This window comes from Devosia sp. (assembly GCF_036563435.1).
Lineage (GTDB): Bacteria > Pseudomonadota > Alphaproteobacteria > Rhizobiales > Devosiaceae > Devosia.
On record NZ_DATCMJ010000020.1, the window covers coordinates 102226 to 114282 of the forward strand.

The window sequence follows — 12057 nt, forward strand, 5'->3', positions numbered from 1 at the left end:
AAGCGGTGAAGGGAAGGTTGGACAGGGCCAAAGTTTTGGTTGTGGCACTGGTTTCGGCTCGACCACTACAATGGTGGGCGCTCCAATCCAGCACTGTTCCCGCCCGCGAACCGTCCTTGTGCGGTGTCATTGGCGGGTTCTGAACTCATTGCTCCAGAAGCAGAAGGTCTGCACTCGACCCCTTTTCTGCCGTTCGAAGGTGGTCAGCCACCGCTTGAACGCTGCCATTCCTTTGGTGGCCAGACATGGGTGTCATAATCAGGATGCTGACGGTTGGAGGCCCGATCCGTGGAAGGTATCCATTTGGATCAACGGCGTATGTTGGAGCATCGCTGGACAATGACGTGAGGCTTGCGATCCACCTGACTTTGCTTTCGCTGCCGTACTGAACAACCGGAGGAACGGCACCTGGGTCATCAAAGCAGCCCACAAGCAATCCAGATGCTCCGAATCGTCGAAGATCATCGGCGTGCCACAATCCCGGCAAAAGCCCCGTCGCGCCAGATCCGAGCTATGGAACCAGGAGATCTCACCACGTGTGATCGTAAACGCAGTCTTGAGGACTGAGCAGATCACAGCAAAAGGGCCTCCGCGTGCCTTTTTGACACATACGGCACTGGCGGACGTGAACATTGTCGGGCGGCAGCCCACATGAAAATTGAACCCCGCCGCATTGGCAGCCGCCAGTCAATGATGCCGAGATGTCACCGCAAGTCATGTGCTGCTCTCCCTACCGGCGCTGGCTCAGCCTTGCGACGCCTATGCAGAGCCTTGCGAATTGGGCTCCGATCGTGCTGTCCCTGCCTGACTTCTTTGGCGAGCCAGTCGTAGGTGAAGCCAATGTCGTCGAGGATACGCTCATCTTTCCGGAGGCGGTCGAGCAAGCAAGCCATTTCGTAGCGCTGCTCCAACTCGGAAACAATGGCCCACCCTAGGTCAAGAAGCCTAGACATAGCACTCTCCTTTTTGTCGATGAGCAACAATAGGAGCCGTTGTGGAGCAGCTTCAAACGACTATAAAGTTGGCTTGTACAACTTGAGGTTGTCCTTTGCGCCGCAGCCGACTTCCTTTAACTGCTCTGAGAGCCTTCGAAGCTGCTGGACGGCATGAGAGTTTCCGCGTGGCAGCGGGAGAGCTAGGGGTGTCAGAGGCGGCTATAAGCCGGCAGGTGCGGGACCTAGAGGCAACGCTAGGTGAGCCGCTGTTCCTTCGTCAACACCGCGCCGTCCATCTAACAAAAACGGGCGCGCGTCTCCTGGCGCAAGTCACCAAGAGCTTCGACATCATTGATACAGCGTTGAACGAGACGCGGCTGGGGCAGCGGGCGCAGGAGTTCACGGTCAGCGTGGAGCCGACATTCGCCACATTGTTCCTGGTACCGCGGCTCGCAGCGTCTCTGCCGCTTACCCTGGCATAGTGGTCAATCTGGATGTCAGCTCTGCGCTAGCGGAGCTCGATGGAGAAACCGTCCACCTTGCCATCCGGCATAGCCGCTCACAAAGCGTTTGGCCGCGATCAGAGGCACGTCATCTTCTGGACGTCCGATTAACTCCAATGGTCAAGGACGATTCTGCGGTGCAATCAACCGACCCTCGCGCCTGGTCAGGTAATGTTCCAATGCTCCACGATGAGAACACTGACAGCTGGTCGGAGTGGATAGTGTCAGCCGGTATATCGGTTGCGACCTGGAGAGGACCGACATTCTCGAATAGCGCTGTTGCCCTACAAGGAGCTACCAGTGGTCAGGGCATGGCTCTTGGCAGCCGCATAGTCGCCGGGGAGCTGCTCGAAAGTGGAGCCTTGATCGCGCCGTTCCAACATGAAGTAACGGACGGGGCATACTGGCTACTGGCCCGAAAGTTCGAGAAGCTCAGCAAGGCCGAGGCAACTTTCTGCTCATGGCTGGTTGAGCAAGTTGCGCAAGCATCTGCCAAGGTAGTCTAACACTACTTGCCTGCTATGCAGGGAGGCTCCCCAAAGAGGTCGGCGAGATCGACCCCATTTCTGCCGTTCGGACTTCAAAGCCAAACTATTCGCGAGCTGGTACTCGACAAGAGAAAGTTTGCAGATCGATGTCCATGCTCCGAAGAGCACGTGCTGCGACTCCATGGGGAATCCCGGCTGCGGCGAAGTATACGTCTAGGCCTGGGCCGCAAGCTGCTGAACTGCGGTGCTTCTGATTAGCAAGAGGTCTTGCTTACGATCCAGAACGCGCCCTACGGTTCGTGTCGGTAGCGCGACGCCCCAATAGGCGAAAAACTGTAACTAATCGTCCCTCCTGCTGCTGCACGGCAGCGGCTATACGCTGAGGCGAGGCTGAAGCGCATCAGCCTCACGGCCGCTCCAACGAGCGCGCCGACACTGCTGCTGGGGTCCGACGGACCTGCGCAGCCCTAATCCGTTTTCAACATTCCCCACTGCGGATGCCTGTGCGTCCGTTGTCGGCACGGCTTTGCCTGCTGGCTGAGACTGGAGTTCCTATATGCCCACGACCCGCCTTTTTGGCCAGGCATCGCGCGTAAAGCGCAACCGCCATCGCGCTGCCCTGTTGCTGGGAGCATCCCTCGCCACCATTCTGATTCTGGTGCCTGCGAAGGCGGGGACGATCACCTATGCCAATGGGGAGATCCGGTCTACGCCGATCTTTCTCGATGAGGAATATGCCCTGGTCTCTGCCGGCAATGCCTTCCAATCGGGATTGATATCGGGTTCCGGTGGCATCGTAAAACAAGGCGCCGGTGTCCTCAGTATCAGCGGCAACAACACCTTCACGGGGGGAACGATCATCGAGGAGGGCACTGTCTCGATGCATCATGGCTCCGCCTTGGGAACGGGTTCTATCACCCTGCGCAACGCAAGCCGGCTTGTGATGTCCTATGGCCGCTCGACCACGGTCACCAATGATCTTGTGCTCGAAGGAACGGGCAGTGTGACCTCAGTTAGTTCGACTGACTACACCGGTGAGATCAGCGGAGCTGGCGCATTGCGACTAGACTCCGGCACTTTGAGGCTTTTGGCTGTCAATTCATACCTGGGCGACACCTACATCGGCGCCAACCTTGTTGGTGGGTCTTCGTACTCCGCTAAGATCTATGCGCTGAACAGCGGCGCCTTCGGTAGCGGCGTAATCCATTTTGGCGGTGCTGGTAGCCTAGAACTTGGCGATGGAGTCACAATCTCAAACGACATCGTTTTGGCCGCTGGTAGCGGTGGAAACGGGATCGATGCGACGGGAGTGGCAACACTCTCTGGTGACATAACCGGGGCCGGAGCTGGCGGACGCTTTTCTCATCAAGCTGGAGAGCTGATTCTTACCGGAAAGTCGGACTACTCTGCCCGGACCTATGTTCATGGTGGAACGCTCACCGGTGGTGCCCTCAATGCATTTTCCAACGCCTCTCTGTATGCAGTCGAGGAGGGCGGCACCTTGAAAATCTTGGCTGACCAGGAAATTGGTGGCCTTACAGACGGTGGATCGTCCTACAACGCCGGTACGCTTGACTTAAGTGGGCGCCGGTTGACCTCCTTACAGGACAGCAGCACTACATTTGGCGGCAAATTCTTAGGCGGTGAGAATTCTCGGTTGCTCCTGGGCGGAGCAGGCACCTTGTACCTGACTGGTGCCAATTCTGATTTCGACGGCTCGCTTGTCACGAGCACTGGTCGTTTCGAGATTGACGGGGATTTCTCCAATGCCACCGCTATCATCTCCGGCGGAGAGTTGGGCGGTAGCGGTCATATCGGCTATGTCAGCCTAAACCGAGGTGGCAAGTTAATTGGCATTTCCGGCCAGACGCTGACCCTTGACCGTCTAGTGATGAATAGCGGTGGCGTTCTTTCTGCCAGTTTCGGCTTGGCCGACAACGCGCCGCTGTTTCATGTCCTGGGCAGCGTCGAGCTCGATGGGACTATCGAGATTACTGATGCCGGCGGGTTCGGCCCCGGCGTCTACCGCTTGATGACTTACGGTGGCACCCTGTTCAACCAGGAAGCAGAGTTCGGTGACCTGCCCGAAGGCGTAAGCGCCGATGACCTCGAGTTGCAACTGCTAGACGGCCAAGTCAATATTATTTCCAGCGCCGATGCTCAAGGCGGCGTGACCTTCTGGGATGGTGGGGACTCTTCCAAGTGGAACAATGGCCGAATTGATGGCGGCGATGGCTCCTGGGGCGACGCCGAAACCTTTACGACTGCGGACGGCAGCAGCAATGGCCCTTTGAACCCTGCTCCAGGCTTTGTTGTCTTCGACGGCGAGGCAGGGGAAGTGACAGTCGAAGCGGAAGGTACCGGGGTCACCGGAATCCAGTTTGCAACCGATGGCTATGTGTTGGGTGGAAGCTACATCCAGCTCGGTCAGGGAGAAAGGCTGTTCCGCGTCGGCGATGGCACCAGTGCGGGCGCAGGATACGTCGCCACGATAAACAACGCGCTGTCGGGCGAAGGTCGTTTGATCAAGACTGACGCCGGTCGTCTCGTCCTGAACAGTGGTGAGAATGACTATACCGGGGGCACGGAGGTGCGTGACGGTGTTCTGGAGGTCAACGGCATCGTCCGTGATGTTGATGTTGCCGCAGGAGGCGAATTGACGGGTTCGGGATCCGTGGCTTCTGCGGAGGTCGCCGGCACAATCGGGGCGAGGGGATTTGACACCCTGCGCATCTGGAACGACTTGGCCATGGCCGATGGCGCCATCTTCAAACTCGCTGTGGACGCGGAAGGCAACAACGGCCTCGTCGAAGTTGATGGGACTGCTTTCCTCGACGGCGATGTGCAGGTGCTCGCCAGCGGTGGGGACTACGCCGATGGTACCGTCTATACCTTCTTGAGGGCAGAAGGAGGCATTGAGGGCTCGTTTGACGGTGTCGTCGAAGACCTGGCGTTCCTCACTGCCGCTCTTGACTACGACGATAACAATGCCCGGCTCGTCCTGACCCGCAACGCAGATGGTTTTGCCAGCGCCGGCGCCACGCCCAATCAGCGAGCCACTGCCGCGGCTATTGAGGCGGGTGGTGCGGGTACGGATCTTTATGACCGGGTACTCACCTATAATCTTGCCGATGCGCAGCACGCATTCGACCAGTTATCCGGAGAAATCTATGCCACCAGCCAGAATGCGGTGCTGGAGGCGCAACAGGCAACGACTGAGATAATCGCCGATCAACTGCAGTCCGGTTTTTCACGGCTCGACGCCCCGTCTCTCAACGAACCTGAAACCAGCATCTGGACCTCGGGCCAAGCCAGGAGCGGCATCGTGCGGGGTGATGGCAACGCTGCGGACGCAGGGTTCAGCGCCGGCAACTTCTTCGTCGGGGCAGACAGGGTCTTTAACGGCAACTGGATCTTTGGTGCCATGGGCGGAATAGGGCAGAGTCACGTCTCGGCACCCGATCGTGCTAGCACTGCCCGTGTCGACAACTTCGAAGCAGGCCTCTATGGCGGTGGCCTAGTTGGCAATACAAGCATGAAGTTCGGCAGCAGCGTCGGGGTCAATCAAACGACCGTTGAGCGTGATGTCATCATCCCTGGCCTCGCGGACCATCTGAGCGGCAGTCGCTCAGGCGCGGCGTTGAGGGCCTTCGGCGAGGTCGGCCATCGCTTCACTTTCGACAGCGGCCTCATTGTCGAGCCCTATGTCAATCTGGCCCATACCAGCCTATTCTCCGGCAGCTATGACGAAGCAGGTGGAGCGGCGGCCCTGAACGGCGAAAGTGCCTATGCGGCGCTTACGACCCTCACTTTGGGATTGAGGGGCGAACACAGCTTCACCCTAGGCAATGTCGAGGCCAAGGCAAGCGGTGGCCTCGGCTGGCGCCAGCCCATCGGGTCTATTCCGACTACGGCAAGCCATGCCTTCGACGGCGGCCCATCCTTCACCGTCACTGGAGGATCCGCACGCGCTGGCGCCGCCGTCTTGGAGGCGGGTCTCGATCTGCAACTGACCGACGCCCTCGACCTGGGCGTTCGATATGACGGACAATTCGGTGCCGACGTGCAGCAGCAGGCGGTCAAGGCCAGTCTTACCCTCAAGTTCTAACCTCCGTGGCGGTCGGATTAGACCGCCACATCACTGCAAATCGGGAACGATGATGATCTTCGGCTTTCGCCGGGCGTTCCTGCGCACTTGCCTTCCGAGTTGCACATCGCACGACTGCGGGAACTGCCGGTTGAACTCCCCCCGTAAGCACTTGAGCCTCAATGGTGGCGGCGTTGAAGAGACAGCTTCTCAACCGCAGTTCGCAGTAAGAGGGCCTGCCCTAGCGGCAATGCGGTGTCTCGGCACATGATGGCTTTTTTTGGCGAAACATGGCCAGTGCAGGTATTCAACTAGATCGAGTTTACTTCGCTGGAGCGCCCTCTACTATGTTTGACTTCAGAATAGTTGCATTGGCAAGTATGTTCGCCCTTTCAAGCTCGTTTACCGTGGGCAACGACGATCGTGTTGATGAGAAGTTTCAGGTTGAGGCCGGATTGACGCTGTTCGGCGAGGTGTTCGATCAGATACGCCAATCCTATGTGGATGCCCCGGACGAGAGGGACCTCGTGCGTGCGGCAATCCAAGGCATGATGAATTCGCTGGATCCCCATTCCACTTACCTAACGCAAGAAGCCTACATTACTATGAGCCAAGGGCTCTCGGGCGAATACGGCGGAGTGGGTCTCCAGACGGAAATGACTGGTAGCAGACTTTCCGTCACTGCGGTTTTTGCGGGATCGCCAGCTGTAGAGTCGGGAATACGTGCCGGGGACGAGATTATCGCCATTGATGGCATCACCGTTGAAGGAGTGAGTCACGAAGACGCCGTGAAGCGAATAAGGGGCCCAATTGGAAGCAGCGTTACCGTATCCATCCTGCGCAAGGGTACACTTGACACGCTTGAACTCACTTTGGAGCGACGGACAATAGCAACTTCAGCTGTGCAGTGGTTGATGGAAGGAGACGTCGCGGTTTTGCGTGTCACGAGTTTCAGTGCTCAGGCAGGGAGCGACGTCGGGGAAGCCATTGACGCCGTGTATTCTCAGCGTGCTGGCGCAGCGCCAAAGGGCATCATTCTAGACTTGCGCAACAATCCTGGAGGCCTAGTCGAGCAGGCGGTGATGGTGGCTGACACCTTTATGTCGCGCGGGGCTGTGGTGCTGATGCGTGGACGTGTGCCTGACGCAAATGCCCGCTTGGACGCGTGGCCTGATCCCAGGGATGCAAAGCTCGCGGGCATTCCGCTTGTGGTGCTTATTAACGGTGCCTCTGCCTCTGCCTCTGAAATAGTCGCCGGCGCATTGCAGGACCATGGTCGAGCGACGGTAGTGGGCACGCGATCCTACGGCAAAGGGTCAATACAGACTATTCTTCCACTCGGCCCTGGTGGAGCCATGCGGCTCACAACGGCTCGCTACTACACGCCTAGTAACCGCTCGATCCAGGCGCTGGGTATCGAACCGGACGTCGTAGTTCGCCAGGTGGTGCCACCGGAGCTGTCTGGAAGGGACATGGTGCCTGGCGAGTGGTCTCTTTCAGGTCACATAACCATTCCGGGGCAGCCGGAATCTTCAAGCGGCTCTTCCGCCTATGTTCCGGCTGACAAAGAAGATGATACGCAGCTTCAGTATGCCCTGCGACTAATCGGTGGCCATGAAAGAAGTACTCTCTTTCCGCCAAATAGCAGTGCAGTCGGCTAGAGGTTGGTTGCTTAGAAGGTGCCTGCCTGCAAGCGTTGAAAGGTCGCGGTCTACCGTACAGTGTCACCCCGCAGATCGGGCCTTCTTGATCGTTGCCGCACGTTCTGGGTCATAGACAAAGCCTTGATCCAGAGCCAAGTCCACCCGCGCTTGCAGGAAGATGCGGCCGATCTCCGCTAGGCGGACCGTGGGAACCAAAAACAAGCGTCGCCGGTCTCGAGAGTCCGTGATCCGCATTACTGTTCCGGCGCCTTCCATATCATCGATATGGCGCTTCACGGTCACCTCTGTCGCCAACACTTTAAAGTACGTCGCCAGCTCCTTGAGCGTTATAGGTGAACCCTCCAGATGGCGCTGCGCGATCAAGCTGAAGATCATGTCGGCTTCAAAAACACTTCGCCAATAGTGTTTGAGGTAGCCCTCCTGCACCATCCGCTTGCGGAACTCCGTGCGGTAAAACAGCCAGGAAACATCAAGGTCTAGGGCTGCTCGCTGCTCCTCGGACAGTACGCCGCTAGTGGGGGCTGGCTGTGGCATCGTTGGCAACTGGGTATTTCCTTTGGTCGAGTGCCCGCCGCTGTCGTTGACGCTCATTGCTTGTCGATCCCCTGCTGCATGTAAGGTAAATAGCTGTTCGGCACGGAAAGTGGAATTCACCGCGGCTAGATAGGCGAAAAACTGTAAGTAACTGCGCCTGCCATTCGGACTGCCCAGCTCGTATAAGGCTGGCCAGAGACCTGCCTGCGGAGACATGCACAGCTAAGGGCGGGTCTCGCTCTGCGGGCGTGATCGCACAGCCGTAATATCGGCGGGGGATATATACCGCCGAAAGCTGAGCACCGGAACGGTCATTCTAGGGTCTGAATGAGCGACCTTCTGACTATGTAATTGTTAGGATTTATCGAAATGATCCTCGGTTATCACTGGGCAATTTTGCTCGTTTGGCTGCTTGGCTCGGCATATATTCTGAATAGCGTCGCGAACAGCTTAGGCCTGCGCGAGATGGTGGAGAACTATGCTCGTTGGGGGTTCCCCCGCAACTGGCATCTAGTCAATGGCGCCGTCTGCCTGGCTATCGGTATTTTGCTGCTGATGCCGCACACGACACCGTTTGGTTTCATTCTTGCCGGATTGCACTGTCTTGCGATTTTCCTGACGCTGCTCGTCCACCGCGACGGAGGGCATTCAGTACCCTTGGCCATTTTGCTTTCTATTCTCACTGGTGCGTATTGGGGCAACTACGGCTTCGCAGCACCAAGTTTTTGAGTCACTTGCGGCTTCGGTGGTGAAGAACAGACGAGACGGAGGAGTAGGTTTAAATGATCGTTGAAGTAGACGATGGGAGTTTTGAAGAAGCCGTGCTAGCTTCTGACATTCCGATGCTGGTGGACTTCGGTGCCAAGTGGTGCGGACCTTGTCTTGCCATGGCGCCAATGTTGGAAGCGATCGCCGGTGAGCTTTCCGGCGTTATCGGGATCGTCAAAGTCGATGTCGAGACAAGCCCAGCGCTAGCCGCCCGTTACAGCGTTCGCAACATGCCAACGCTAGTCATGTTCAAGAATGGCGAGGCCGTAGACGCCCGCGTCGGTGCCGGCCAGCCAAGAAGTTCGATGATCAAGTGGTTGGATAGCTTCATCTGAGCACGACCCACCATAGATGGTAAGAAGCGTTGCGGTTTCCTCCGACGCCGTTTGTTCCGATAGGCTATCCGCCTCTTGGTCAACGAACAGGTCGGCTTTTGCAGTGCGTTTGATTGAATCCGTAACGCCGCCACCCCGAAGTTCTTTCCGAACAATCCCGAAGTGGACCCACCACTTATCATCTCGCCGAAACCTCGGGGTCCTCGAGAGCGATTTGGACGCCAACTCGCTTCCAAAACTTGGATAGCGATGCGCACCGGAGGGCCGCTTATTTGCATTGCGTCCGTCAGCGGACAGTCCGGTTTCCCACCCCAAAGTTGAAGCAGAGCGGACAGCTATCGACCCCAAGCCAGTTATTCGATTGCGGTAGTGTTCATTCCTGAAAGCAGGCGCAAAATATGCGCGGGATGTTAAGCAGATGCCGAGCGGCGAGCGAGGTAAAGGACCGTTGTGACATTGCGGGTCACCTGATTGTCGAAATCCTCCCGGGCGATGCGGCCCAGCTTGGCCAGAACATCCTCCCGATCAGGGCGTAGACTGACATTGGAGTAGCTGGCGTAAAGACCAACGGTCTGCTCCGCATTCAGCACAACCGACCAGGTGCTTTGGCGATAATCAATGATGTCGAAGGCGCTGGTGGCCTTAATTGCTGCTACGCGAGCCTCAACGTTTGCTCCAAATTCAAGTCGTGACTGGCCGTCGTTCGAGGGGTTGGTTGGCCCGCTGGAGAGCAGGCTTAGGGTTGCCTCGTGGAAGGGATCGGCTTTTGTTGGGTCACCATAGATGTTCCAGAACGGCGCCCACCACCCTCCGGGCCGAAGGGCGGTGGAGATCTTTGCTAGAGCAGCACTTTCGTCCAACCAGTGAAAGGCCGTGGCGCTCGTGGCGAAGTCAAATCTGGAATGCCCAAGCTCCACGTCTTCAAAGGCACTATTGACGACACGAAGTGCGGAATTTGCTCCATCACCTTTCAAGAAATCTGCAAGTCGAGGATCAGGCTCTATTGCAATGAGGGGATTGGCACCCAATGCCAGAAGGTGGCGCGTCGCCTTCCCGGTGCCAGCTCCGATCTCAACGACCGCAGTGCCCGCGCCAACCTCGCATTGTGAGCGCAGAGTATCAAACACCCAAGCGGGATAGTCTGGACGTGACCTGTCATAGCTCGCAGGATCAAGACCGAAAGCTGCTCGACCTGTCGCCTTGGCTAGCACTGGAGCGTTCATTGGTCCCTCCCAACAATGGGCTCAGTAGATGGCGAGGCATCAAGGCGGTCAAGCATCAGCGCACATATCTGCTCTAGCCCCACGTGTGCTAGAAGCTGCAGTCTGCAAACCACCCCCTTGTTGTCCGGATCCTACGACCTCGTTGCGCCAGTCGGCAGTCGATCCCTTTCAGTCATTCGCGTGCGTGGCAAGCCATCCCGAAAGCTGCCGTTGCCGTCGTTCACGTTCCAAGAGCCATGTACCCTGCCTCAGTGCTGATCTTGGGTCGAGTGGGAGGCCGCCCGAAATGCAGCTGCCGCCTCGCTGAGCGGCTAAGTCAGGCAAGCATCTCGTGCATCGAGCTTAGAACCGCGGTGTGATTGTACGGCTTGCTGAAGAACATGCTGCCGTCCGGCATATCCGTAATCTCGATCATTCGCGCTCCAGAGGTAACGATGATCTTTACAGGTGGCCAGCGGTCGCGAACTGCCCCCGCCAGCTTCAATCCGTCCATGGAGCCGGGCATGTCGATGTCAGTGAACATCAGGCGAATGTCGAGGTGCGCGTTGAGCAGATTGATGGCCGCGTCAGCGTTCATTGCCTCGTAGACTTTGAAGCCAGCAGCTTCCAGGTGGTCTGCGATATCCATCAATATCAGTGCTTCGTCCTCAACGACGAGCACGGCGATCTTTTCGGTCATTGGATGATTGTCCCGCGCTCCTGGGCGGCGCTCAACAGAACGTGCAGATGTGGAGAATGATCCCCTAAGCAGATCAACTATGGCTTACCTCAGGCAGTAGCGACCAAGCGCCTCCGCCCAATTTCCGTGGCCAAACTGCTGAATTGCCGCTGCTACCCGTCGGACGACCGTGACGCTCGCCTACTGCGCAACACCGGCGAAGTGCTGCGCCTTCCCTTCGAACGACGCCTCCAGAAGTTTAGCGTTGTCGTCAGACATTCCAACATATTCGGAGCTGCTCATCCAGTCGTCGTGCCACTGCATCAAGTCTGTTTCCGTGACGACAGCGTTCAGCGCCGCCACTGCCTCAGGAAGCTGTATTGCCTTGAGCATCATGTATTTTCCAGCGCTGTGGGCACCAGATTACCAAGCGAACCAGAAACATCCTCAGCACAGAACGACAGTTTCAAAAGGGTGTTATTTTGCGCGTCGCAGACGAAAAGGTCGAGGCGGCTTGTGTCCCACAATTCCGAGCCTAGGTCCTTGATCATCTCACCCGCAATGCGGATCGCTTGGGTCTTAACCTGTGCCTGTGTGCTGCACTCGATCCCGACCGTGTCGGGCACAAATTGTCCATCCACAACGTGGAAGAAAAAACGGGCCATGCGGTAATCTCCTGATGCGGAGTACCAATGGAAAAGGCGCCACTGTTTCCGACACTACGGAACCGCCAAACACCTATAACATGGATTAGACATACTGATGCAGAATAGTGCGTGTTCACGTTAGTTGTGATAACCACAACCTCATCGGATGCCATCGAGTTAGGGCGCAGACGATTGGGAGACGCTGATTGCTCTTG

The 12057-nt window shown here is 57.4% G+C and carries 13 protein-coding genes; 7 read left to right on the forward strand and 6 right to left on the reverse strand.

Going from position 1 to position 12057, the window contains the following annotated elements; translation table 11 throughout:
- Nucleotides 1–258: 258 nt before the first annotated feature.
- Nucleotides 259–633 carry a GFA family protein gene (locus VIL88_RS18000; protein WP_331990999.1) on the reverse strand — a complete coding sequence of 125 codons (375 nt, stop codon included), beginning with the start codon at nt 631–633 and terminating at the stop codon, nt 259–261.
- 158 nt (nt 634–791) lie between these two features.
- Between VIL88_RS18000 and VIL88_RS18005 the strand changes: the two genes are divergently transcribed.
- From VIL88_RS18005 to VIL88_RS18020, 5 genes are all read left to right on the forward strand, one after another.
- Nucleotides 792–935, forward strand: coding sequence for a hypothetical protein (locus VIL88_RS18005; protein ID WP_331991000.1), 144 nt, complete (start codon nt 792–794; stop codon nt 933–935).
- Nucleotides 936–1048: 113 nt separating this feature from the next.
- Nucleotides 1049–1417, forward strand: coding sequence for a LysR family transcriptional regulator (locus tag VIL88_RS18010; protein ID WP_331991001.1), 369 nt, complete (start codon nt 1049–1051; stop codon nt 1415–1417).
- The gene (locus VIL88_RS18145; RefSeq protein ID WP_414650169.1) at nt 1417–1944 is read left to right on the forward strand and encodes a LysR substrate-binding domain-containing protein; all 528 of its coding nucleotides are present in this window, start codon (nt 1417–1419) and stop codon (nt 1942–1944) included. Before VIL88_RS18010 ends, VIL88_RS18145 begins: the two co-directional genes overlap by 1 nt.
- Nucleotides 1945–2482: 538 nt before the next feature.
- Nucleotides 2483–6034: an autotransporter outer membrane beta-barrel domain-containing protein gene (locus tag VIL88_RS18015; protein WP_331991002.1), complete on the forward strand. Its 3552-nt coding sequence runs from the start codon at nt 2483–2485 to the stop codon at nt 6032–6034.
- Nucleotides 6035–6360: 326 nt separating this feature from the next.
- Nucleotides 6361–7674, forward strand: a complete 1314-nt coding sequence (locus VIL88_RS18020) for a S41 family peptidase (protein WP_331991003.1) — start codon at nt 6361–6363, stop codon at nt 7672–7674.
- Nucleotides 7675–7737: 63 nt separating this feature from the next.
- Here VIL88_RS18020 and VIL88_RS18025 read toward each other — a convergent pair whose 3' ends face one another.
- Nucleotides 7738–8268, reverse strand: a complete 531-nt coding sequence (locus VIL88_RS18025; protein ID WP_331991004.1) for a MarR family transcriptional regulator — start codon at nt 8266–8268, stop codon at nt 7738–7740.
- A 312-nt stretch (nt 8269–8580) separates the two neighbouring features.
- On the opposite strand from VIL88_RS18025, the gene VIL88_RS18030 reads away from it, so the two are divergent.
- On the forward strand, nt 8581–8940 hold the full coding sequence (locus tag VIL88_RS18030) for a hypothetical protein (protein WP_331991005.1): 360 nt from the start codon (nt 8581–8583) through the stop codon (nt 8938–8940).
- Between the two features lie 53 nt (nt 8941–8993).
- Nucleotides 8994–9314, forward strand: a complete 321-nt coding sequence (gene trxA, locus VIL88_RS18035) for a thioredoxin (RefSeq protein WP_331991006.1) — start codon at nt 8994–8996, stop codon at nt 9312–9314.
- A 410-nt stretch (nt 9315–9724) separates the two neighbouring features.
- Here trxA and VIL88_RS18040 read toward each other — a convergent pair whose 3' ends face one another.
- The 4 genes from VIL88_RS18040 to VIL88_RS18055 form a co-directional block, all read right to left on the reverse strand.
- Nucleotides 9725–10537, reverse strand: a complete 813-nt coding sequence (locus tag VIL88_RS18040) for a class I SAM-dependent methyltransferase (RefSeq protein ID WP_331991007.1) — start codon at nt 10535–10537, stop codon at nt 9725–9727.
- A 316-nt stretch (nt 10538–10853) separates the two neighbouring features.
- A complete protein-coding gene (locus VIL88_RS18045) occupies nt 10854–11216 on the reverse strand; it encodes a response regulator (RefSeq protein WP_331991008.1) in 363 nt (120 codons plus the stop codon).
- Between the two features lie 180 nt (nt 11217–11396).
- Nucleotides 11397–11591, reverse strand: a complete 195-nt coding sequence (locus VIL88_RS18050; RefSeq protein WP_331991009.1) for a hypothetical protein — start codon at nt 11589–11591, stop codon at nt 11397–11399.
- Entirely contained in the window at nt 11588–11860 is a 273-nt protein-coding gene (locus VIL88_RS18055; RefSeq protein ID WP_331991010.1) for a DUF6894 family protein, read from the reverse strand. The genes VIL88_RS18050 and VIL88_RS18055 overlap by 4 nt, the downstream gene beginning before the upstream one ends.
- Between the last annotated feature and the right edge of the window lie 197 nt (nt 11861–12057).